Below are 24,028 nucleotides of genomic sequence, written 5' to 3' on the forward strand. Positions count from 1 at the left end.
CGGCGGCCCTCAGGGGCAGTGCCGCCAGGCGATGGCGAACAGGTCCGGGTCGCCGAAGTTTCCCGACTTGAGCAACAGGGCGAGGGCGGGGCCGCCCTCGGGAACCATCCACGGCAGGCCGGGGCCGGCCGCCGGTCCGACCCGCAGCGTGCCGAGGTCGAGTGCCCGGACCACCGCGCCCGACGTCTCCCCGCCGGCCACCAGGAGGCGGCGGACCCCGAGGGTGTCCACCGCGCGGCGGGCGATCTCCGCGGTGGCCGCTTCCAGCAGCGCGGCGGCTCGCCCGGAGCCGAGCCGGGACTCGTACCGTGCGACCTGCTCCGGGTCGGCCGAGGAGGTGACCAGGACGGGCCCGGGCGTGTCCCGGTACGCCCGGGCCACGGCGTCGACCACGGCGTCGACCGTCTCCGGTAGACCGGTGTCGAGGTCGACCGGGGACAGGGCGACCCGGGGCCCGGGGAACGCGTCCACCTGCTCCCGGGTGCGCGTGGAGCAGCTGCCGGAGAGGATCAGCCGCCGGCCCTCCGGCACCGTCGGCACGGCCCGCGCGGTGACCGCGTCGCCCGGGCCGGCGCCGGCCGTCGAGGATCGCGCCCCCGCCCCGGAGACCCGCGCGAGCGCGGCGGCCAGCCCGGCGGCACCGCCCACCAGCAGCCCGTCCGGCGTCGCCAGCAGCGCCGTGGCCAGCGTGTCCAGGTCGCCGTCGGCGAGGGCGTCGACGATCACGTGCCGGGCGCCGGCCCGACGGGCGGCCCCGATCGCGGCGGCGACGGCGGCGGGGCCGGCGGTGACCGTGGCCCGGTCGACGAGCGTGACCCCGCCCTCGGCCTGGCGGGAGAGCACCCGCACGAGGTCGGGGTCGCGCATCGGGGTGAGCGGGTGGTCCCGCAGCGGCGACTCGGACAGCAGTTGCCGGCCGACGAAGAGGTGTCCCTGGTAGACCGTGCGGCCCACCCGCGGCGTGGCCGGCGTGCCCACGGCGACGGCGTCCCCGACGAGGCCGACCAGGGCGTCCGCCACCGGGCCGATGTTGCCCGCGTCGGTGGAGTCGAACGTCGAGCAGTACTTCTGGTAGAGGGTGGTGCAGCCGGCGTCGAGCAGCCACCGCGCCGCGGCGAGCGACTCCGCGACGGCCTGGTCGCGCGGTGCGGTCCGGGACTTCAGCGCCACGACCACGCAGTCGCTGGCGGGCGGCGGCGCCGTGGGGCGGCCCACCACCACGACCGCCGACCCACCCGCCTCGCTCACCGCGTCCGCGAGGTCGCAGGCCCCCGTGAGGTCGTCGGCCACGGCACCGAGCCAGGGCCCGGTCACGTCCCGGCCGCCCGGCTGGCGCTGGCCGCCGGCCGGGACGCCGGGACGGCCGTCCCGGCGTCCAGCGGCGCGACCACCACCTCCCGGCAGGTCGCCCGCAGCAGCGCGAGCTGGTCGGCGTCCGTCCCCGCGTCGACGACGACCGTGTCGACCGCCGCCAGGTCCAGGAACCGCATCGGAGCGTGCGCCGCCAGCTTGCCGTGGTCGAGCAGCAGGACCACCCGGCGGGCGATGCGGGCCATCGCCCGCTTGATCTCGGCGTCCGCGGCGTTGGCGGAGTAGACCCCCGTCGGTCCGGCGGCCGTCGCGGAGAGCACGGCCACGTCCACCGCCAGGTCCTCCAGGCTGCCACGGGTGACCGGCCCGGTGAATGAGCAGGTCGCGCGGTGGTAGGCACCGCCGAGGGAGATCAGTTCGAGGTCCTCGCGCCCGGTGCACGCCAGGATCACCGGTATCGAGTGGGTGACGACGGTGAGGCCGCCGGGCAGCCGGGCGGCGAGGGCCGCGACCGTGGTGCCGGCGTCGAGGGCCACCACCGCGCCCGCCGGTACGAGCGGCACGGCGGCCCGGCCGACCGCTTCCTTCTCCGCCGTCGCGGCATCCCTGCGCTGCTCGAACGGGACGCCGTACGCCGGCACGGGGGCGCTCGCGCCACCGGCGACCCGGTTCACCAGTCCCTGGGCGGCCAACTGCCGCAGGTCACGGCGGATGGTCATCTCCGACACGCCCAGCTCGGCCGCCGCGTCGGTCGAGGAGACGTAGCCGGCCTCGGCCGCCCGGCGCAGGAGTTCGCGACGCCGCTCGGGAGCCTGCGTGTAGCGCACCGGTCCATCCAAGTGCGACCCCACCTGTTTGTCAATCGCCGAACATCGACCTTGACCCGTTCGTTCGAAACCGAACAGAATGGCCCCGTGAATGGCGCCACGCGTCCCACCGACGCGGCCGAGGCCGACCCGCCGGAGGCTCCGCGTGGCGGCCCCTCGGACGGGGCCTGCCTGAGCGTGGGCATCGACGTGGGGACCACCAACACCAAGGTGGCCCTCGTGGCGATCGACGGCTCCGCCGTCCGGGTACGCGCCGTCGCCACCGCCCCCACTCCCCCGCCCGACTCCGTGCGGCGCGTGCTGGTCGGCCTGCTCCGCCAGGTGCTGGACGGGTCGCCGGCGCCGGACGCCGTGGGCATCGCCTCGATGGCCGAGACCGGCGTGCCGCTCGACGCGACCGGAGCTCCACTCGGCGCCTGGCTGCGCTGGGACGGCCACCGGGCCGGGACCGAGGCCGACGGGCTGTCCCGCCGCCTCGGCTGGACGCACCTCGTCGCGGCGACGGGGGTACGGCCCAGCGCCAAGGTCCCGCTGGCCACCTGGGCGTGGCTGCGGACCAACCGGCCGGACGAGTCGCGGGCCATGGCGTCCTGGGCGGGCGCGGCGGACCTCGTCTGCCTGCTGCTCACCGGCCACCTGACGACCGACCACACGCTGGCCGGGCGGACCATGGCGTACCGGCTGCCCCGGCCCGGTCAGCCGGTGCCGGAGTCCTTCGACACCGACCTGCTGGCCGAGGTGGGCCTGCGACCGGAGCAGCTGCCGACCGTCGTGCCGCCGGACACGTTCGCCGCCACCGTCCGGGACCCGGCCTTCGTGGACGCCGGACTGCGGTCCGGGACACCGGTGGTGGTGGCGGGCCACGACCACGCCGTCGGCGCGTACGCCTGCGGGGTGCGGGAGCCGGGCGACGTCGCGAACTCGCTCGGTACGGCCGAGGCGGTGCTCTCCGTCGTCGCCGGTTGCCCCGACCCGGTGGCGGTGGCCCGGGCCGGCATGAGCACGGTCGTCCCGGTGGCCGGCCGGCACCGGGCGATCCTCGCCGGCTCGTCGAGCGCCGGAGCCACCATCGCCTGGTGGCTGGCCCACGAGTCGGGCGGCGTCCCGGCTGCCGAGCTGTCCGCCCAGGTGCTCGGCCGCGGTGACCGGCCCACCGACGTGATCGTCCTGCCGTACCTGTCCGGGCGGCAGGCCCCGGCGCCCGACCCGCGCGCCCGGCTGCGGGTCCTCGGGCGACGCCCCACGCACACACCGGCCGAGCTGGCCCGCGCGATGTTCGAAGGGCTGTGCCTGCAGACCCGGTGGATGCTGCACGAGCAGGCCCGGCTCGCCGGCGGGCCCGCCGATGCGGCGGTGACCCTGTTGGGTGGGGCCGGCGCGGCCAACCCCGCCTGGGTCCGGGTCAAGGCCCACGTCCTGCCCGCCGGGCTGCGGGTGGTGCCGGCGGCGCAGCCGGTGGCCGCGGGCGCGGCGATCGTCGCCGCCGTCCGGGCGCACCGGGCCGGGCCGGCGGCCCCCGCGCTGGCCTGGCAGCCGGGACCGGCGGTCGCGGGCGCCGGCCGCGACTACGACGCGCCGTTCGCCAGGTTCGTGACGGCCGCGACCGGCGCCGGGGCGGCCGACGACGATTCGCGAGGAGAAGAGGTCAGATGACGGGATCGGAGAGCGCGGCGCCCACCCTGGACGCCATCGCGCGGCCGGCGGGCGGGTTCGCGATGGTGGCGATGGACCAGCGGGAGAGCCTGCGGACGATGTTCGCCGAGGCCGGCGCCGGCCGGCCGGACCACGCCGGGATGGTCGCCTTCAAGACCGCGGTGGCCCGCGCGCTCGGCCCGCTGGCCTCCGGGTTCCTCATCGACCGGACGACCGGCCTCGATCAGATCCGCCGCGACGGGCTGCTGCCCGCCGGGTGCGGGCTGATCCTCGCCGCCGACGCCCTCGACCAGGAGCCCGGCCAACCGGTCGAGGACACCCGGCTCGACGAGGTGGTCGCCGCGCCGGAGTTCGACCTCACCGGCGTACGGGCGATCAAGCTGTTGCTGCTCTGGCGCCGCGACGCGCACCGCGAGCAACGCGTCGAACTGGCCCGGCGGTTCATCGGCCTGGCCGCGGAGCGCGACGTGCTCTCGGTGCTGGAGCCGGTGGTCCGGGCCACCCCCGAGGAACTGTCCGCCGGCCGGTGGGACCCGGACGCGGCGATCATCGAGGCGGCCCGGGAACTCTCCCCGCTGCGCCCCAGCCTCTACAAGGCGCAGGTGCCGCGGCAGGGCCGGGGCGCGACCGACGAACTCCGGCGGGCGTGTGAGGACCTCGGCTCCGCCGTCACCGGCCCCTGGGTGGTGCTGTCCCAGGGCGTGCACCGCGACGACTTCCTCGGCGCGGTACGGGCCGCCTGCCAGGGCGGCGCCAGCGGCTTCCTCGCCGGCCGGGCGCTGTGGAGCGACGTGGTGGGCCGCCCCGACGTGGACCGGGCACTGGCCGAGATCTCCGTGCCCCGCCTCGAACGGCTCGTCGAGGTGGTCGACCGGGAGGCGACGCCGTGGCGGAGGGCGTGACCGCCGACCCCGGCACGGTCGGCCTGCTGCACACCGTTCCCGCGCTGGCCGCGACGTTCGACGACCTGCTGCGCGCCTCGACCGCGACGCCCCGCCGGATCCACGTCGCCGACGCCTGGCTGCTGGACATCGCACGCCGGGAGGGCGTCACGCCGGCCGTCCGGGACACCGTGCTCGCGCACCTGCGCAGCCTGGAGTCGGTCGGGGTCGACGCCGTCCTGGTCACCTGCTCCTCCATCGGCGAGGCGGCGGAGGCCGCGGCGGGGCGGGTGCGCGTTCCGGTCGTACGGGTGGACGCGGCGATGGCCGACGAGGCGGTCGCCGTCGCCGCCGGCCCCGGGGCGCGGGGACGCGTCCGCGTGCTCGCCACCCTCCCGTCCACGCTCGGGCCGACCGGACGGCTCGTCGAGCGGGCGGCCCGCAGCGCCGGCCGGCCCGTGGAGGTGACCGCGGAACTGGTGGCGGACGCCGCCGAGGCGCAGGACCGCGGCGACCGGGACCGCGTGGACAGCCTCGTCGCGGCGGCCGTCGCCCACGCCGCGGCCGGCGCGGACGTGGTCGTGCTGGCCCAGGCGTCCATGGCCCGCGCGGCGGCGCTGGCCGACGTCGCGGTGCCGGTGCTCAGTTCGCCGCACGGCGGCGTGGCCGCGCTGTTGCGTGTCCTGTCCGACCGGCCGGACTGATCCGCCGACACCTCCGAGGAAGTGACCGATGACGACGCACCGCTTCCCGCCCGGCTTCCTCTGGGGCGCGGCGACCTCCGCGTACCAGATCGAGGGCAGCCTCGACGCCGACGGGCGGGGGCCCTCGGTGTGGGACACCTTCGCCGCGCGGCCGGGCACCGTCGAGGGCGGCGGCGACGGCTCGCGGGCCTGCGACTCGTACCGGCGGTGGGACCGCGACGTGGAGCTGGTCGCCGGGCTCGGCCTGGGCGCGTACCGGTTCTCGGTCTCCTGGTCCCGGATCGTGCCGCAGGGTCGCGGCCGGGTCGAGCCGCGCGGCCTGGACCACTACGAGCGGTTCGTCGACGCGCTGCTCGCCCGCGACGTGACGCCGGTCCTCACGCTCAACCACTGGGACATGCCGGAGGCGCTGATGGCCGACGGCGGTTGGGTGGGCCGCTCCAGTGTGGACGCGTTCGCCGAGTTCGCGGCGGCGGTGGCCGACCGGCTCGGCGACCGGGTGCACTGGTGGATCACCCAGAACGAGCCGTGGATCATCGCGCTGCTGGGCTACCAGCTCGGCCTGCACGCCCCCGGCGTCCGGGACCTGCGCGCGTCGGTCGCGGCCGGTCACCACGTCCTGCTCGGGCACGGCGCGGGCGCCGACGTGATCCACGCCCGCGCGCCACGGGCGCGGGTCGGCTGCGCGCTGAGCCTGTTCCCGTGCGACCCGGCCAGCGACGACCCGGCCGACCTCGCCGCCGCCCGGGGCTCGGACGGGTACGTGAACCGGTGGTACCTCGACCCGCTGCTCGGCGACGGCTACCCGGCCGACATGTGGGCGCACTACGAACGGGCCCTGGGTGGCGGCCTCGACGACATCATCCGGCCCGGCGACGCCGAGCTGATCGGTGGCCGCAGTGACTTCCTGGGCGTCAACTACTACACCCGCCGGGTCATGGCCGCCGCGCAGCCGGGCCCCGGGCGCCCCTTCCCGTGGCGGGTGGTGGGCCCCTCTGGTGACGTGACCCGCACCGACGAGGGCTGGGAGGTGGCCCCGGACAGCCTGCGCGACCTGCTGATCCGGTTGCACCGCGACCACCCCGGGGTCCCTCTGATGATCACGGAGAACGGGGCGGTGTACGGCGACACCCCCACCCACGACGGGCTGGTGCACGACCAGCGGCGCATCGACTTCCTGCTCGGCCACCTGCGGGCGGTGCGTGAGGCCGTCGACGCGGGCGCGGAGGTGGTGGGCTACCTGCACTGGTCGCTGCTGGACAACTTCGAGTGGGCGCTCGGCTACCGCCCCCGGTTCGGCCTCGTGCACGTGGACTACCCCTCCGGCCGGCTGACCGTGAAGGACTCCGGCAGGGTGTACGCCCGCATCGCCGCCACCGGCCAGCTTCCCGACGCCCGCCCCACCGTGCCGCCGTTCGGCTGACATCGAAGGAGAACTCCCATCAAGCTCACCTCTGGGCCCGGCACCCACACCGTCACGGCTGCCGGCTACGTGTTGCAGGTACGCGCTCCGCAGCGGCTCGCCGTCCTGGCCGACGCGGACGGCCGGATCTGGTCCCGGCTGAGCCTGCTGGCCTCGGTGGACCGGGTCGACCTGGCGGACGAGTCGTACGACTTCGGCGAGCCGGTGGTGTCCGCCGGGCGGTGCGACGGCGAGGACGTCGTCGAGGTGGAACTGGCCTGCCGGAGCACCGCGTGGACGGCCAAGTCGGTCCGGCTCCGCTGCTTCGCCGACCGAATCGAGGCGTCGGTCAGCGTCACCGGCTCCGGCACGCTCGGCGACGTCCGGCTGCTGGGCGGCCGGGCGGTCCTGCCGAGCGGGGCGTGCGGCACCTTCCGTTCCTCGACCGACTTCGCCTCGGTGTTCAATCCCACCCCCACCGAGCCGGTCCAGGTCGTGCGGCCGGCCTCCGCCGGCGCCGCCCTCGGGGTCGTCGGCGACGCCTCGGCCGGACGGCTGCACGCCGTCTTCTCCCCGCCGCCGCTGTTCCTGGCGTTCGGGCGGGAGACCGCCCGGCACGCCACCCACGTCCCCGACGGTGGCTGGCTCACCGCGGGAGTGCGGGGCCGCGTCGCCGACCTGCGCTTCACCGAGCTGAGGTACGTCCCGCTGGACGGCGGCTTCCTGCTGGAACTCGACTACGACGGGCACACGTGCGTCGACGGGTCGTTCGAGAGCCCCGCCGTCGTGCTCCGGCCGGCGGCCGACCCGTGGCAGGGCCTGGCGACGTACCGGGCGGACCTGGTGGAGCGCGGCTTCGCGCCCGCCGCTGCGGCCACGCCCCGGGCCGGCTGGTGGACCGAGCCGATCTTCTGCGGCTGGGGCGCGCAGTGCGCCGCCGCGCCCATCCCGGGCCAGCCCATGTCGTACCCGTACCACCTGTCGGAACTCGGGCCGGCGCTGGTGCCGGACGGCCTGCCGATCGCCTTCGACCTGGCCCGTCAGGACCGCTACGACGGCTGGCTCGGCCGGCTCGCGGAACACGGCGTCGTCCCGGGCACGGTGGTGATCGACGACCGCTGGCAGCTGGCGTACGGCACCGCCGAGCCGGACCCGGCCCGCTGGCCCGACCTGCGGTCCTGGATCGACCAGCGGCACGCCGCCGGCCAGCGGGTGCTGCTCTGGTGGAAGGCGTGGGACCCGACCGGCCTGCCGGCGGCGGAATGTGTGACCGACCCGGGCGGGCGGCCGGTAGCCGTCGACCCCGGCAGCCCCGCGTACCTCGACCGGCTGGCCCGGATCGTGACCGGGCTGCTCGGCCCGGACGGCCTGGACGCGGACGGCTTCAAGATCGACTTCACCCAGCGCGCGCCGACCGGTCGGGGGCTGCGGCGACCGGGCGCCCCGGCCGACGCCCCGTGGGGGATCGCCGCGCTGCACCGGATGCTGGAGACGCTGTACCGGGCGGCGAAGGCGGTCAAGCCGGACGCTCTCGTCGTCACCCACACGCCGCACCCCGGCTTCGGCGACGTCTGCGACATGATCCGGCTCAACGACATCCTCGAACGCGACCCGGCCGGCGGGGTCGTCCCGGCCGTCGACCAGCTCGCCTTCCGGCACGCCGTGGTCGCGGCGACGATGCCCGGCCACCTCGTCGACACCGACCAGTGGCCGATCGCGGACCGGGCGGAGTGGCACGCGTACGTCGAGGCGCAACGCCGGCTCGGCGTACCGGCGCTCTACTACGCCGAACGCATCGACCGCTCCGCCGAGGAGCTGACCGGGAACGACCTGGCCCTGGTGGCCCGCACCTGGCGGGACTACCGGGCCGGGCGGGAGACGGCCGGCGACGCTCCGGAGGCGACCGCGCGCCGGGCGCTGGAGGTCGGATGACACACCGGCCGAGGTGGTCGTGTACCTGAACCTCATCGTCCCGGCCTGCGTCTCCGCCTCGCACGTGGCGTTCTCGTCGATCCGGACGGAGGTGCAGTACCCGATGCTGGGGCACGTCGCCGGGTTGGCCGCCACGCTGGCGCTGCGCGACGGCCGCCCCGTGCAGTCGGTGGACACCCGGCTGCTACAGCGACACCTCCGGGACGCGGGGCAGGTCCTCGGGCTGTGACGCCCCGCGCTGCCGGTTGGCGGCCGGGCCCGTCGTGACCGTGCCCGGCCGCTCCCCCGCGGCGGGCGCGGGACGGCCCCGGGCCGCGCAGGCGTCCAGCGCGGCCACGACCAGTGCCCTCCCCTCGGCGGTCATCAGCCACGGCGCCAGGCCGTCCGCGCCCAGGAACACGCCGACCCGCGGCGCGGGTGCGACGGTCCCGTCCGGCAGTCGGGCACCGCGCGGGTAGCGGAACAGGGCCGGGCGGTTCTCGTCCACGACCAGCGCCACGACCTGCGCCTCCGGCCCGACCTCGGCGACCGTCAGCTTGGCCGGTCCCCGGTAGACCGACACCACGTCGTCGAGCCCGGCGGCGGCGGGGTCGGCCGGGTCCACGATCCGCACCCGGTCGCGGGCCAGCAGCACCTCGCTGTGCCGGGCGAGCCCGAGCGGGACGAGGCCGTGCCAGGCCAGCAGCGGTGCGCCGGCGTGGGCGACCGCCTCGATCGCCGGTCCGTCGGCGCCCCGGGTGACGACGACGAGCGACGCCGCCGCGACCTCGTCGGGGCCCGGAGCGTGCTGCCGGCACACCGCGTACCCCCGCTCGCCGAGCAGCGCGGCGACGGCCTCGTCCCCGGCGGTGCGGCGCTCGCCGGTGACCAGCAGTGCCACCGGCCGACCGTCGGCGCGGGCGGGGCGGCCGGCCGCGTCCCGCTCCGCCTGTCCGGCCGGCCCCGGACCCGGCCGGCCGGCGCGGTCCAACACCTCCCGCACGAACGGCGGGACGACCGCACGCAGGACGTCGGCGTAGTGGCTCTCGGCCCGCGCGAGGGCCCGCCGGGTGTCCTCGACCGCGTCGGCGGTTCGGGCGGCGGTCGCGGTGTCCAGCAGGCGGACGGCCGCCAGTCCCGCCGCCGCCATGTCGGCGCCCGCGACGAGCCACGGGCGCAGGGCCGCCACCAGGAGCTCCGGCTCGGCCGCCGCGCGGCACGCCCGGGCCAACCCGGTGAGGCGCCCGGTCAGCACCCCGGCGGCGCCCGGCCGCCCGGCGAGGGTGTCGGTCACCGCACGGACCAGTTCGGCGTCCGGTTCGGCGCTCGGCGGCCAGGAGCCGCACACGCCGACCAGCGGCGCCAGGTGCTCCGCTCCGGCCCCGGCCACCGCGTCCAGCGCCCGCCGGGCGGACACCGCCGGATCGTAACCATCCGGGTCGCGGGCCCAGTCGGCCACCGACGTCAACGGGATCCGGGACGGCACGGCCTGGATCATCGGGTTGGCGAGCACCCCGGCCAGCGGCGAGCCGGCCAGCTCGGTGGTGCGCCCGGTGAGCGGGCCGAGGAAGAGCCGGCTCGGCTCGAAGTCGTTGACCGGGAAGTTGTCCCACAGCATCAGGCGGCGCCGGTAGCTGGCGGCGGCCCGGTCGACGTCCGACCGGCTCACCTCGCCCACCACGATGTCGTGCCCGGTCCAGGCCACCACCACGTCCGGCGGGGCGGTCGCGGCGAACCGCCGGCGGTAGGCGGTCTCCTCGACCCCGGCGTAGTCCGTGGGGCAGACCAGCAGCGGCTCCCGGATGCCACGGGGCGTCAGGAACTCCGCCACGAACCGGGTGCACGTCTCGCCGTGCGCGGCGCCGGTCGCCCCGGCGCCGGGCCACCGGTCCACCTCCTCGGGCCGGGTCAGTTCGGCCGGTACGTCGTCGAAGAACAGGGCGAACGAGTCCACCCCGGCGTCGTGCAACTGGGCGGCCTTCGCGGCGAGCGCCTGGTAGTCCACCTCCTCGGCGAAGCGCATCGACAGGCCGGGGCTGATCGCGTACGTGAAGCGGATGCCCAGCGTACGGGCGGTCTCCGCCAGCTCGGCGAGCCGGGCGAGGTCGGGTGCCGGGTACCGGTGCCGCCAGCGGGCCCGGTGGTAGGGGTCGTTCTTCGGGGCGTAGACGTACGCGTTCAGGCCGACGCGGGCGGAGAACTCCAGGTGCGCCATGCGCTCGGCGTGCGACCAGGGCGGGCCGTAGAAGCCCTCGACGGTGCCGCGGATGGACAGGACGGGGGGCGGTTGACCATCCGGGGAGAGGGTGGGAGCCGACATTCTGGGAACGTTATCAGTAGGTCTTTCCCTTATGAACCAACGCTTATCTTGGTGCGAATATTGAATCTTCCCCGAGGGCTATGGGATCGATACCATCCCGCACATGACCGAGTCGCGTGTAGCGGAGATAGCGCCCGGCGTCTTCCGGGTCACGGACACCTGCAACGTCTACGTGGTGCGCTCGCCGGAAGGACCGCAAGGACCGGACGGCGCGACCGGCCGGGACGGCGCCTCGGCCCCGCGCACCGCCTTCGCCGTCGACTTCGGCTCCGGTCTCGCACTCGACCACCTGGCCGAGATGGGGATCGACCGGATCACCGACGTCCTGATGACCCACCATCACCGCGACCAGGGGCAGGGCCTGCCGCTGGCGGTGGCCGCGGGCATCCGGATCCACGTGCCGCCGGTCGAGCGGGACCTGTTCGCCGACGTGGAGGGGATGTGGCAGGCGCGCACCCTCCACAACGACTACAACCTGCGGCAGGACAGGTTCTCGCTACTGGAGTCGGTACCGGTGCACGACGTGGTGCCCGAGTACCGGCGCCGCACGTACGCCGGAACCACCGTCGAGGTGGTGCCCACGCCCGGCCACACCACCGGGTCGGTGACCTACCTCGTCGAGCGCGACGGCCGTCGCCTGGCGTTCACCGGCGACCTGGTCTACGCCCCGGGAAAGGTCTGGTCGCTGGCCGCCACACAGTGGTCGTACACCGACAACGAGGGCCCGGCGATGACCGTGCTGAGCTGCTATCAGCTCATGGAGCGCGACCTCGACCTGCTGCTGCCCTCGCACGGCGAGCCGATGGACGAGCCGCGGACGGCCCTGGGCCTGCTCGCCACCCGGATGGGCCAGTACGTCGACTCGCGCCGCCCGTACCCCTGGGACCTGCGCGACCGGCTGGACAACCCGTTCACCGCGCTCACCGCGCACCTGCTGTTAAACCGGACCAGCAACTCGTGCAGCTACGTCCTGCTGTCGGAGACGGGCGCGGCACTCGTGATCGACTACGGCTACGACATGACCACCGGCCTGCCCTCGGGCACCGACCGGGCGTCGCGCCGCCCCTGGTTGGCCTCCCTGCCGGCGCTGCGGCGCAACCACGGCGTCACGTCGATCGAGGTGGCCCTGCCGACCCACTACCACGACGACCACGTGGCCGGCATGAACCTGCTGCGGGACGTGGCGGGCACCGAGATCTGGGCGCCGGAGAACGTGGCCGGGATCCTCGAGGCGCCCATGGTCCAGGACCTGCCGTGCACCTGGTACGACCCGATCCCGGTGGACCGGCGGCTCCCGCTGGGCGAGAGCTTCACCTGGCACGAGTACGAGATCATGGTCCACGAACTGCCCGGCCACACCCTCTACGCGGCGGCGTACGAGTTCGTGGTGGACGGAGTGACCGTGCTGGTCACCAGCGACCAGCAGGTCGGCACGGGAGTGCGCGGCGGCCCCCGCGAGGTCCTGAACTACCAGTACCGCAACCGCTTCCGCGTCGGCGACTACCGGGCGAGCGCCGAGCTGTACCGCCGGGTCGGCCCGGGGCTGATGGTCTCCGGGCACTGGTCGCCGCGCTGGGTCACCGACGACTACCTGGAGCTGTTGACCGAGGCGGGCGACGAACTCGTCCGGATCCACCGGGACCTGCTGCCGCTGGACGAGGGCGAGGTCGTCGCGGACGGCGTGCTCGCCCGAATTGCGCCGTACTACTCGCGGGCGCAGACTGGCACGGTCGCCCGCTTCGTCGTCAGCGTGAGCAACCCGCGACCCTCCGTCGAGAAGGCCGTGGTATGTCTTGTGCTGCCGGTAGGCTGGGTCGCTGTGCCGGACGTCGCGGCGATCTCGTTGCCCCCGCTCGGGCGGGGGGAGATAGAGGTCGAGGTGACGATGACAGGGCCGGCGCGACGACGGGCCCGGATGGCCGTCGATGTGAGTATCGGCGATCTCCACCTGGGTCAGCACGCGGAGGCACTGGTGGACGTGACGGAAGCTGGGTCGACGTGACGGAAGCGGGACAGGTGGCCGGATGAAGAGTGGGCTGACAGTGCCCGACGGGTTTCCTCCGGCACGTCGGCCTACCATCAGGGAGGTCGCCGAGACGGCAGGGGTGTCCCGGTCGACCGCCTCCCGGGCGTTGACCGGTCGCGGGTACGTCGCACCGGCGGTGCGCGACCGGGTCCGGGAGGTCGCCCGCAGCCTCGGCTACGTGCCCGACGCTACCGCCCGGCACCTGCGGCAGCAGGCCAGCCAGTCGATCGGCGTGCTGGTGTCCGACCTGAACAACCCGTTCTACGCGGGGCTCGCGGCCGGCATCGGCCAGCAGGCCCGCAAGCGGCAGTACACGATGATGCTGGCCGACGACGGCGGCTCTCCGGAGGTCGAGGCGGAGGCGGCCGAGGCGTTCGTGGCCCTGCGGGTGGCCGGGGTCATCGTCACCCCCGTGTCGGCGGAGATCAGCACCTACCTGGCCCGGCAGCGGATCCCGGTGGTGGAGGTGGACCGCCAGTTCTCGCTGGGCGCCTGCGACGCCGTCATGGTCGACAACGGCAGCGCCGCGCGGCAGGTCACCTCGCAGCTGCTGGAACTCGGCCACCGGCGCATCGCGATGGTGATCGACGAGATGCACTGGACCACCGGCCGGGACCGGCTCGCCGGCTACCGGGCGGCGTTCGCGGCGGCCGGCGTGCCGTTCGACGACTCGCTGGTGGTCACCGCCGGCTGGGACGTCGACGCCGCCCGGATCGAGGCACACAAGCTGCTCAGCCGGCCGGAGCCGCCGACCGCCGTGTTCGCCGCCAACAACGTCCTGGCCGAGGCCGTGTGGCGGGCCGCGACCGAGCTCAACCTCACCATCCCCGGTCAGCTCAGCCTGGTGTCCTTCGACGACGTCTCGTGGATGAGCCTGGTCCAACCCGGGGTGACCGCCGTGGCGCAGGATCCGGTGGCCCTCGGCGAGGCGGCCGTCTCCCAGCTCTTCGAGCGCATCCAGTCGCCGCACGCGCCGGTGCGCACCGTGCTGCTCTCGGCCACGGTCACCTCCCGCGGCTCGACGGCACCGCCCCCGCCGCGCTGAACCGCGCACCGACGGCACCATCCCGATCCACCCGGCACGCGCCCGGGCGCCCTGTCTTGACGGCGTCCGGGCTCACTCATAGGCTCTGTCTGGGATCGATCCCATAGACCGCCCGCCCTTCGGACGGCCGCCCCGGGGACCCCGCGGGCATCCCGCTGCACCACCCTCCGGGGCCGACCGAGAGGACTCCCATGACCGACGCTGACCGGTTCGCCCTGCCGCCCGCCGGCAGCCCGGGCCCGGTTCTGGCCCTCGACATCGGCGGCACGAAGCTGGCCGTGGGCGTGGTGACGGCCGACGGATCCAGCCACGGCCTGGTGGTGGAGCCCACCCGCCGGGAGGACGGCTGGCGCGTCGTGACACGGCGGCTCTTCGAGATGGGCCGCCGCGCCGTCGAACTCGCCGGCGTCGGGCCCGTACGGGCGGTGGGCATCGCCTGCGGCGGGCCGCTGGACGGGCCGTCCGGCAGGCTGCTGTCCCCACCGCACCTGCCCGGCTGGACAGACGTGCCCATCGGGCCGCTCGCGGCGGACGCGTTCGGGGTGCCGTTCGCGCTGCAGAACGACGCGACCGTCGGCGCCATCGCCGAGTACCGGTTCGGCGCCGGCCGTGGCACCACCACCATGCTCTACCTGACCGTCTCGACCGGAGTCGGCGGCGGCGCCGTCATCAACGGCACCCCGCACCGCGGCGCCGCGGGCAACGGCGGGGAGTTCGGGCACCTGACCGTGCACCGGGGCGGCCGGCGATGCGGCTGCGGACGACGGGGCTGCGTCGAGGCGTACGCCTCCGGCACGTCGATCGCCCAGCGCGCCCGCGAGGCCCTGGCCGGTGGCGCGGCCTCGTCGATGTCGGCGCTGCCCACGGTGACCGCCGCGGACGTCTCGGCGGCGGCCGCCGCCGGCGACCCGCTGGCCGTGCGGGTGTGGACCGAGACCGTCGACCTGCTCGGCGCGGCGGTCACCGACCTCGTGAACGTGTTCGAACCCGACATGGTGGTGCTGGGCGGGGGCGTCACCCGGGCCGGGGCCATGCTGATCGACCCGGTCCGCGCCCTCGTGGCGCGGGAGGCCATGGCGCCGGCGGCCCGCGCCGCCCGCGTCGTCCCGGCCGAACTCGGCGACCTGGTCTGCGTGGTGGGTGCCGGAGCCATCGGCCACGACCTGCTCGCCGAGGCCGATCTGGCCGGCGACATGACCCGGAACCTGCGAGTGGAGCGAGCCCATGTCTGACTGGTTGAAGACCCAACTGGACGACCACGTGGCCGTCGCCGAGGCGACCACCACACTGGCCGACGACATCCGGACGGTGGGCGAGCTCGTCTGTCACCGGCTCGCCCGCGGCGGCGTCGTCTACACCCTCGGCAACGGAGGCAGCGCCGCGGACGCGCAGCACCTCGCCGGCGAACTCATCGGCCGCTACAAGCGCGACCGCAGGCCACTGCCCGCGGTGACTTTGAGCACCGACGCCAGCGTGATGACCTGCATCGCCAACGACTACTCGTACGAGGACGTCTTCTCCCGCCAGGTGCGGGCGCTCGCCCGCCCGGACGACGTGGTCATCGCCTTCACCACCTCGGGGCGGTCCCCCAACGTCGTGGCGGCCCTCGCCGCCGGGCAGGCCGGCGGCGCCACGACGGTGCTGTTCGCCGGCGGCGACGGCGGTCCGGCCCGCATCCACGCCGACCACGCCCTGCTCGTGCCCAGCAAGAGCACCCAGCGGATCCAGGAGATGCACACCCTGATGTTGCACGTGATCAGCGAGATGGTCGACGCGTGGGCCGCCGGCGAGGAGCCCACGGCGTGACCGAGCCCGACCACCGCGACGGCACCGGCACCGGCACCACGCCATCGGCACCGCCGTCGGGCCCGACGGCGCAGCCGCCCCGGCAGCGGACGGCGGCGGAGGCCACCACCGGACGCCCGACGGCGCCGGTCGCCAACGCCCCCTCCGGCGACCAGCCGCCCGGCCTGCACCCCGCGCGCCGCCCGGCGGCGACACCGCAACGCACCCTGCACATGATCGGCAACGCCCACCTCGATCCGGTCTGGCTGTGGCCGTGGCAGGAGGGCTACCAGGAGACCCGGGCCACCTTCTGGTCGGCGATCCACCGGATGGAGGAGTATCCGGACTTCGTCTTCACCTGCAACCAGGTGGTGCTGCTGAGCTGGGTGGAGGAGTCCGACCCCGAACTGTTCGCCCGGATCCGGGAACGGGTCGCCGAGGGCCGCTGGCAGATGGTCGGCGGCTGGTGGGTGGAACCGGACTGCAACATGCCCTCGGGCGAGTCGTTCGTCCGGCAGGGGCTGTACGGCCAGCGCTATCTCAAGGAGAAGTTCGGCGTCACCGCCACGGTCGGCATGAACGTCGACCCGTTCGGGCACAACGGCATGCTGCCGCAGATCCTGCGCGGCCAGGGCATGCACGCGTACTGTTTCCTGCGGCCCGGCCCGCACGAGTCCCACCTCACCGGCACCGCCTTCTGGTGGGAGTCGCCCGACGGTTCCCGCGTGCTCGCCTACCGCATCCCGTTCGAGTACTGCAGCCCGCCCGGTGACGTGGCGGGGCAGACCGACAAGTCGCTCGGCGTGCTCGACCACGGCCTGGGCGACATGATGATCTACTTCGGCGTCGGGAACCACGGCGGCGGACCCACCCGGGCCAACATCGAGTCCATCCACCGCTACGACCGGATGGGCTCGTTCGGCCGGATGGTCATCTCCTCGCCGGCCCGTTACTTCGACGAGTTCGCCAAGAACCAGGGCGAAGAGGGGCTGGCGAAGCTGCCGGTCTGGCGGGACGACCTGCAGATGCACGCCCCGGGCTGCTACTCCGCGCATTCCGGGATCAAGCTCTGGCAGCGCCGCGCGCAGGCCGCGATCCTGTCCGCGGAGCGGTGGGCGGTGCTCGGCTCGACGCTGTTCGGGCTGGACTACCCCACCGACGACCTCGGCCGGGCCTGGCGGCAGATCCTGTTCAACCAGTTCCACGACGTCCTGCCGGGCTCCGCGATCGAGAGCGCGTACGACGACGCCCGCGACCAGCTCGGCGAGGCGGTGGCGGTCGCCAAGCGGATCATCACGCGTACGCACAACGTGATCGCCCGGCACGTCGACATCCCGCTGGTCGAGGGCACCCAGCCCGTCCTGGTCTTCAATCCCCATCCGTGGCCGGTGACGGCGCAGGTGGAACTCCAGTACGGCACCCAGCCCACCGGGGTGCACGTGGTGGACGCCGACGACCGCGTGACCCTCGCCCAGCGGACCCAGTCGGTGGCCACGACCGACGACAAGGGGCGCGGGGCGACGGTGTTCGAGGCGGTGCTGCCGCCACTGGGCTACCGGCTCTACCGGCTGCGGTCCGGCGCCGCGTCGGCGGACACGCCGGTCGGTGAGCGGCACGCGGGCACCCTGCGGGCCACCGACACGGTCCTGGAGAACGACCTGCTCCGGGTGGAGATCGACCCGGAGACCGGATGGCTGCGCGGGCTGCTCGACAAGCGGACCGGGGTGGACCTGGTGGCCGGCGCCCGGGGCGAGCACACCCAGATCTGCCAGGACCCGACGGACACCTGGGGCCACCGGGTCGTCTCGTACCGGTGGCCCGGGGCTCCCATGCGGACCAGCCGCGTCACCCTGCGCGAGGCGGGGCCGCTGCGCGCCCGGCTGCGGGTGGAGCGGGCGTGGAACCGTTCCACGATGGTCGAGGAGTTCATCCTCGGGCACCGCGACGACCACGTCGAGGTCCGGGTGACCCTCGACTGGCGGGAGCAGGCCCACCTGCTCAAGCTCTGCTTCCCGACGGCCGTGAGCGACCCGGTCGCCACCTACGAGATCCCGTTCGGCTCCATCGGGCAGCCGGTCGACGGCGGGGAGAACCCCGCACAGTCGTGGGTGGACGTCAGCGGCACGGTGGACGGCCGGCCCGCCGGGCTCGCGGTGGTCAACAACGCCAAGCACGGGTACGACGTCTCGCCCGGCGATCCCGACGGGGACACCCCGAGCATCGGCATCACGGCCGTACGCAGCCCCGTCTACTCCTGGCACGATCCGCGTCAGCTCGATCCGGACGGCTTCTACTCGTACCAGGACCAGGGGATCCAGTCCTTCCGCTACCTGCTCGTGCCGCACGGGGGCGACTGGCGGCAGGCCGGCCTGTTCCGGCGGGCGGCCGAGCTGGGCGCGCCGGTCCGGGCCATGTTGGAGAGCTTCCACCGGGGTCCGCTGCCCGCCCAGCAGAGCTACCTGTCCGACGGTGGTGACCAGGTGATGGTGACCGCCGTGAAGGGCCACGAGGACGGCGGCGGGGCCCCGGACCTGGTCGTCCGGGCGGTGGAGACCACCGGCCGGCCCGCCCGGGCCCGCATCGACCTGCCGGTGCTCGGGCGGGTCATCGAGGCCGACTTCGGTCCCAGCCAGCTCCGCACCTTCCGGGTGCCGGTAAACGGGGGCGCCGTCCGGGAGGTCGACCTCATCGAGTGGGACCTCGCCGAGGCGTCGCCCGGGTCGGTCACGGAGTCGGCGATCCCGGCGGCGCCGGGCGGGCGGCGCAGCACCGAGCCCGACCGCGAGTCCTCCGACGCGACGATGCCGGCCGAGCGGCTGGCCCCGAACCAACGCCGCCGCGAGGGCGGCTGAGTCCCGGCGCGCGGGACCGCTCCCCCGCTGGCCCGCCCCCGCGCGTCCGGGGCGGGTCAGCGGGGCGGGACCAGGAGGGCGGGATCGGCCAGCGCCTGCTCGCAGCCGAGCAGCAGCACCCCCACGCTCCACGCGTGCGACAGCGTCAGCAGCATGCCCTTCGGCTGGAAGCAGGCGGTCTGGTAGTACCGCTCGCTCACCATCCCCCGGTACGCGTTGAAGTCGCCGTCGAAGCGCGCGACGAACTGGCGGAAGCAGGCCAGCGCCTCGCGCGCACGCTCGACGTAGTGCGGGTCGCCGCAGGCGGCGGAGAGTTCCGCGAACTCGGCCGTGCAGATCAGCCCGTACGCGTGCAGGTGCTGGTTGGAGGGCGAGGCGTTGTCGGCCCCCCGGGTGGCGAAGCGGTAGGTGTGCAGCAGGGTGCCGGCCGGGAACGTGGTGTTGTACGTGTACCGGAAGGTCAGCGTCCAGTCGGCGGCGCGGCGGGCGAGGTCCAGCCAGCGTCGCTCGCCGGTGCGGCGGTACAGCGCCAGGTACGCCATCACGGCGACGTAGCCGTCCTCCGAGGTGGGGGCCAGGTCCACGTCCTCCGGCGCGCCGTGCAGGAACTCGCTCTCCACGAACGGCGCGTAGTACTCCCCGGCCCGGACGGCGGCGGCCAGGTATCCGCCCCCGGCGCCGTCCGGCCCGTCCCAGCGGGCGGCCTCGGCCAGCGCGCCCACCCAGGCCAGTCCCGCGCAGCCGGCCCAGGAGAGCACGTCGCCGGTCAGCGCGTGATGGGTCGAGCCGAGGTTGCCGTCCGGGCGCTGCCGGGCGACGACCGCGTCGAGGTTGGACCGGACCGCGTGGATCCACGCCGGCCGCGGGCCGCCCGGGTCACCGTCGAGCTCCAGGGCCCGGACGAGGAACTGCGTCGCCTCGGCGAGGGTGCGCGAGTGCAGCGTGTGCGGCACCGGTGACCAGCTCTGCGACCAGCCCCGGTGGCGGTACCAGACGCCCCAGAAGGTGCCGGACGGGGACAGCTCGGCGCAGCAGAAGTCGATGACCCGCGCCGCGGCCGTGACGTCGGCCGTCGCGCCGACCCGTCGGCCGTGCGCCAGCAGCGCGTACGCCCACGGGATGCCGCTGACCCAGCCCACGTGCATGGCCTGCCGGTCCACGGGCAGCCCGTCCTGGCCGCTGATGCCCCGGTCGAACGCGACGGTCTCCAGCAGGACGCCGGGCTCGGCGTAGTGCCACCGGCGCAACCCCTCGGCGGCCAGCACGGCGGCCTGCGTGACGTCGACCCAGGGCCGCAGCGGGGCGTCGGCGGCCTGGCGGGCGTGCTCCTCGCGCAGCACGGCCGCGTAGCCGTGCCGGTCCCGGTCCAGCGCGTAGACGGCGAGGTCCAGTTCCACCCGCTCGCCCGGGCGCCAGGTGTACGTGCTGACCTCGGCGGGCCCCGGTGCCGCGGATCCGTCGTAGCTGACCGGCGCCTCCCGGAACGGAAACGTCAGGTGCAGGTGTCCGCCGCCGCGCCCGGCGTCGTGCCCGAACCCCAGCCCGGTCATGCCGAGGGCGGTGGTCTCGTCGGCGACCAGGGCGACGCCGCCCTCGCCGGCCCAGCCGAACACCGCCGGGGTGGCCGCTCGGTCGGCCCGGAACTCCCAGTGGTCGCTGACCATGCCGGCGTGGTCGGTGCCGTCGACCGCGAACCGGGGATACACCCGCAGGCAGTCCGCGGGCCGGTTCTCGCCGTAGAACGCGCCGGGCAGCAGCCACCACGGCGGGTCTGGGTCGGCGGCGAGGTCGACCCGGTACCGGATTCCCGCGTCCACCACCGCGTCGCCCCGGTACTCGACGGTCAGCCGGACGTCGCGCCGCCCGGTGGCCGACGGCGGCGCCCAGTCGAGGGTGGCCGTGAACGGCCCGTCGACGGCCGGTTCGGTCCGGCCGTCGGCCCAGACGACGTCGACCGTCCCGGGCGCCGAGCCGACCGTCTCACCGGCCGCGTTGCGCAGTGGCATGGGCACTGCGACCGCAGCGGGCAGGGGGCCGGTCACCTTGGCGTGCACATCCTTCGCACTCTGGGATCGATACCACTATTGACCCGCCAAGATAGCGGAAGTACCCCTACGGGGCCAGGGATCGGACGGACGGAACGCATTGACACACCCAAAAAGCGTGTGGTTGCGTCTGTGGATTCGTTCCCATAAGCGGCCCGGCCGCTCACTCCCCCGGGAGCTTCCCGATGCATCGCTCTCTGTCCAACCTGACCCAACGGATCGACCGGGTGCTGCTCGAACGGTTGATCCCCGCGATCTACCGCGACGTCGAACCCGTGACCGTCGAGGCGGCCCACCTGCCCGGCGAGCCGGTGCCCGCCGACGTCGGGCTGGCGCTGCCCTACGCGCCGTTCGCCGTGGGCCAGTTCTGGGGCCCCGCCTGGAGCACCACCTGGTTCCGCTTCACCGGCGAGGTGCCCGAGCGGATGCGCGGCGGGCGGGTCGAACTGATCGTCGATCTCGGCTTCGAACGGGCCGGACCCGGCTTCCGCTCGGAGGGCCTCGCGTACACGGCGGACGGCACGCCGATCAAGGGCATCGAGCCACGCACGGCGTACGTGCCGGTGGCGCGGGAGGCGGCCGGCGGCGAGCGCGTCGAGGTGTACGTCGAGGCCGCGGCGAACCCGCGCTTCGACGGCACCGTCACGCAGCTCGGTGACCGGGAGACCGCCCCAGACACGCCGCTCTACCGGCTCGACCGGGCGGAACTGGCGCTACGGGACGAGGAGGTGTACGCGCTCGTCCTGGACGTGCAGGTGCTGCACCAGCTCGCCCTGGAGCTGGCCGTGACCGACCCGCGGCACCACGAGATCCGTCGCGCCCTGGAGCTGATGCTCGACGAGCTGGACCTCGGCGACCTCACCGGCAGCGCGCCCGCCGCCCGCAAGCGGCTGGCCGGCGTCCTCGCCTCCCCGGCGGCGCCGAGCGCCCACCGGGTCACCGCCGTCGGCCACGCGCACATCGACTCGGCCTGGCTGTGGCCGGTACGCGAGACGATCCGCAAGTGCTCGCGCACCTTCTCGAACGTCGTGGCGCTCGCCGACGAGTACCCCGAACTCGTCTTCGCCTGCTCCTCCGCCCAGCAGTACGCCTGGCTGCGCGAGCACCACCCGCAGGTGTACCGCCGCGTGGCGGAGAAGGTGGCCAGCGGGCAGTTCCTGCCGGTCGGCGGCATGTGGGTGGAGTCCGACACCAACATGCCGGGCGGCGAGGCCCTGGTGCGTCAGTTCACCCAGGGCAAGCGGTTCTTCGCCGCCGAGTTCGGGATCGAACCGCGAGAGGTCTGGCTGCCGGACTCGTTCGGCTACTCCGGGTCCCTGCCGCAGCTCGCCCGCCTCGCCGGCTTCCGCTGGTTCCTCAGCCAGAAGATGTCCTGGAACCAGACCAACCGCTTCCCGCACCACACCTTCTGGTGGGAGGGCATCGACGGGAGCCGGGTCTTCACCCACTTCCCGCCGGCCGAGACGTACAGCTCGGAGCTGAGCGGGCGCGAGCTGGCGTTCGGGGTCGCCAACTTCACCGAGCACGGGCGCTCCACCGTGTCGCTGCTGCCGTTCGGCTACGGCAACGGCGGCGGCGGGCCGACTCGGGAGATGCTGGAGATCGCCCGCCGCGTCGCCGACCTCGAAGGCTCGCCCCGGCTGGCCATCCGCACCCCGGCCGAGTTCTTCGCCGAGGCGGAGCACGAGTATCCGGACGCGCCCGTGTGGAACGGCGAGATGTACCTCGAATACCACCGGGGCACGTACACCAGCCAGTCGGCGATGAAGCGCGGCAACCGGCACACCGAGCACCTGCTGCGCGAGGCCGAGCTGTGGTGCGCCACCGCGGCGTCGCGGACCGGCCACGAGTACCCGTACGACGAACTGGACGCCATCTGGCAGGAGACCCTGCTGCTCCAGTTCCACGACATCCTGCCGGGCAGCTCGATCGCCTGGGTGCACCGCGAGGCCCGGCAGACGTACGCGAGACTGGCCGACCGGCTGGAGACGCTGATCGACGCTGCGCTCGCGGCGCTCACCGGCCCGGGGTCGGTGCCACTGGTCGCCAACGCCGCGCCGCACCCGCGGCCCGGCGTGCCGGCGCTCGGGATCGCGCCGGCCCCCGCGGACGGCACCGGGCCCGACGCCCCGGCGGTGTCGGTGCGGACGGGCCCGGACGGCACCGTGCTGGACAACGGCCTGCTCCGGGTGCGCATCGCCACCGACGGGACGGTCGCGGCGATCCGCGACCTGGTGGCCGACCGGGAGGTGCTGCCGGCCGGCGCCCCGGCCAACGTCCTGCAACTGCACCCGGACCTGCCGAACAAGTTCGACGCCTGGGACGTCGACGAGTTCTACCGCAACCGGCGCCACGACCTCACCGAGGTCACCGAGCTGACGGTCCAGGCCGACGATCCCCGGTGCGTCCGCGTCCGGATCAGCCGCGCCGACCGCGACTCCGCGTACGTGCAGACGGTGTCCCTCGCCGCCGGGGAGCGCGTGCTGCGGTTCGAGACCGAGGTGGACTGGCACGAGCGGGAGACCTTCCTCAAGGTGGCCTTCCCCGTCGACGTCCAGGCCACGCACTCCAGCTCGGAGATCCAGTTCGGCCACCTCCAGCGGCCCACCCACACCAACACCTCGTGGGACGCGGCGCGCTTCGAGATCTGCGCGCACCGGTGGCTGCACGTCGGGGAACCGGGATACGGCGTGGCGCTGGTCAACGACGGCACGTACGGACACGACGTGACGCGCCGGCCGCCCGGCGACGCGCAGGGCGCGCAGCCGACCACCGTACGGCTGTCCCTGCTGCGCGGCCCCCGCTACCCCGACCCGGACACCGACCGGGGCGCGCACCGCTTCGGCTACGCGCTGGTCTGCGGGGCGGAGATCGAGGACGCGGTACGCGAGGGCTACCGGGCCAACCTGCCGGCCCGCCGCCGCACCGGTGGGCACCCGGTGGACCCGCTGATCGAGGTCAGCGACCCGGCCGTCGTGGTGGAGGCGGTGAAGCTGGCCGACGACCGCTCCGGCGACGTGATCGTCCGGCTGTACGAGTCGCTCGGCGGACGCGCCCGCGCCCGTCTGCGCGCCTCGTTCGGCCTCGCCGCGGCCCGGGTGGTCGACCTGCTGGAGCGGGCGGACGAATCGGTCGCCGCACTGGCCCCGGTCACGGTCGAGGGTGACGCCGTCGACCTCGCCCTGACGCCGTTCCAGGTGGTGACGCTCCGGCTGACGCCGGCGCGAGCCTGAGAGGGCGTGGTGACACCCGGGCGTGATCTTCGC

The 24,028-nt window shown here is 74.7% G+C and carries 16 protein-coding genes; 12 read left to right on the forward strand and 4 right to left on the reverse strand.

The window, feature by feature from the left end; translation table 11 throughout:
• Positions 1-9 precede the first annotated feature (9 nt).
• Both otnK and AB0883_RS18280 read right to left on the reverse strand, forming a co-directional pair.
• A complete protein-coding gene (otnK, locus tag AB0883_RS18275; protein WP_366642334.1) occupies positions 10-1,314 on the reverse strand; it encodes a 3-oxo-tetronate kinase in 1,305 nt (434 codons plus the stop codon).
• Positions 1,311-2,138 (reverse strand): DeoR/GlpR family DNA-binding transcription regulator, encoded by an 828-nt coding sequence (locus tag AB0883_RS18280; protein WP_366642335.1) that lies wholly within the window; start codon positions 2,136-2,138, stop codon positions 1,311-1,313. Before AB0883_RS18280 ends, otnK begins: the two co-directional genes overlap by 4 nt.
• Before the next feature lie 87 nt (positions 2,139-2,225).
• On the opposite strand from AB0883_RS18280, the gene AB0883_RS18285 reads away from it, so the two are divergent.
• The 6 genes from AB0883_RS18285 (at position 2,226) to AB0883_RS18310 (ending at position 8,939) form a co-directional block, all read left to right on the forward strand.
• The gene (locus AB0883_RS18285; protein ID WP_366642336.1) at positions 2,226-3,791 is read left to right on the forward strand and encodes an FGGY family carbohydrate kinase; all 1,566 of its coding nucleotides are present in this window, start codon (positions 2,226-2,228) and stop codon (positions 3,789-3,791) included.
• Positions 3,788-4,693: a hypothetical protein gene (locus AB0883_RS18290; protein ID WP_366642337.1), complete on the forward strand. Its 906-nt coding sequence runs from the start codon at positions 3,788-3,790 to the stop codon at positions 4,691-4,693. The genes AB0883_RS18285 and AB0883_RS18290 overlap by 4 nt, the downstream gene beginning before the upstream one ends.
• Positions 4,678-5,376 (forward strand): aspartate/glutamate racemase family protein, encoded by a 699-nt coding sequence (locus AB0883_RS18295; RefSeq protein ID WP_366642338.1) that lies wholly within the window; start codon positions 4,678-4,680, stop codon positions 5,374-5,376. Before AB0883_RS18290 ends, AB0883_RS18295 begins: the two co-directional genes overlap by 16 nt.
• Positions 5,377-5,404: 28 nt before the next feature.
• Positions 5,405-6,799, forward strand: coding sequence for a GH1 family beta-glucosidase (locus AB0883_RS18300; protein ID WP_366642339.1), 1,395 nt, complete (start codon positions 5,405-5,407; stop codon positions 6,797-6,799).
• A gap of 69 nt (positions 6,800-6,868) precedes the next feature.
• On the forward strand, positions 6,869-8,710 hold the full coding sequence (locus AB0883_RS18305) for a hypothetical protein (protein ID WP_366642340.1): 1,842 nt from the start codon (positions 6,869-6,871) through the stop codon (positions 8,708-8,710).
• A gap of 19 nt (positions 8,711-8,729) precedes the next feature.
• The gene (locus AB0883_RS18310; protein ID WP_366642341.1) at positions 8,730-8,939 is read left to right on the forward strand and encodes an FAD-dependent oxidoreductase; all 210 of its coding nucleotides are present in this window, start codon (positions 8,730-8,732) and stop codon (positions 8,937-8,939) included.
• On the opposite strand, the gene AB0883_RS18315 is transcribed toward AB0883_RS18310, so the two are convergent.
• Positions 8,895-11,009, reverse strand: a complete 2,115-nt coding sequence (locus AB0883_RS18315) for a protein O-GlcNAcase (protein WP_366642342.1) — start codon at positions 11,007-11,009, stop codon at positions 8,895-8,897. The genes AB0883_RS18310 and AB0883_RS18315 overlap by 45 nt on opposite strands.
• Before the next feature lie 103 nt (positions 11,010-11,112).
• Here AB0883_RS18315 and AB0883_RS18320 point away from each other — a divergent pair, with 103 nt between their 5' ends.
• The 5 genes from AB0883_RS18320 to AB0883_RS18340 all read left to right on the forward strand — a co-directional run bounded on the left by AB0883_RS18320 (position 11,113) and on the right by AB0883_RS18340 (position 18,717).
• Entirely contained in the window at positions 11,113-13,011 is a 1,899-nt protein-coding gene (locus AB0883_RS18320) for an MBL fold metallo-hydrolase (protein WP_366642343.1), read from the forward strand.
• A gap of 22 nt (positions 13,012-13,033) precedes the next feature.
• Entirely contained in the window at positions 13,034-14,080 is a 1,047-nt protein-coding gene (locus AB0883_RS18325) for a LacI family DNA-binding transcriptional regulator (RefSeq protein WP_366642344.1), read from the forward strand.
• A 191-nt stretch (positions 14,081-14,271) separates the two neighbouring features.
• A complete protein-coding gene (locus AB0883_RS18330) occupies positions 14,272-15,312 on the forward strand; it encodes an ROK family protein (RefSeq protein WP_366642345.1) in 1,041 nt (346 codons plus the stop codon).
• Positions 15,305-15,886 (forward strand): SIS domain-containing protein, encoded by a 582-nt coding sequence (locus tag AB0883_RS18335; protein ID WP_366642346.1) that lies wholly within the window; start codon positions 15,305-15,307, stop codon positions 15,884-15,886. The genes AB0883_RS18330 and AB0883_RS18335 overlap by 8 nt, the downstream gene beginning before the upstream one ends.
• Positions 15,883-18,717 carry a glycoside hydrolase family 38 C-terminal domain-containing protein gene (locus AB0883_RS18340; protein WP_366642347.1) on the forward strand — a complete coding sequence of 945 codons (2,835 nt, stop codon included), beginning with the start codon at positions 15,883-15,885 and terminating at the stop codon, positions 18,715-18,717. Before AB0883_RS18335 ends, AB0883_RS18340 begins: the two co-directional genes overlap by 4 nt.
• A 56-nt stretch (positions 18,718-18,773) precedes the next feature.
• On the opposite strand, the gene AB0883_RS18345 is transcribed toward AB0883_RS18340, so the two are convergent.
• Positions 18,774-20,723 (reverse strand): hypothetical protein, encoded by a 1,950-nt coding sequence (locus AB0883_RS18345; protein WP_366642348.1) that lies wholly within the window; start codon positions 20,721-20,723, stop codon positions 18,774-18,776.
• 224 nt (positions 20,724-20,947) lie between these two features.
• On the opposite strand from AB0883_RS18345, the gene AB0883_RS18350 reads away from it, so the two are divergent.
• A complete protein-coding gene (locus AB0883_RS18350) occupies positions 20,948-23,995 on the forward strand; it encodes a glycoside hydrolase family 38 C-terminal domain-containing protein (RefSeq protein WP_366642349.1) in 3,048 nt (1,015 codons plus the stop codon).
• The last annotated feature ends 33 nt before the right edge of the window (positions 23,996-24,028 follow it).

The sequence above is a fragment of the Micromonospora sp. NPDC047812 genome (genome assembly GCF_040704175.1).
Lineage (GTDB): Bacteria > Actinomycetota > Actinomycetes > Mycobacteriales > Micromonosporaceae > Micromonospora.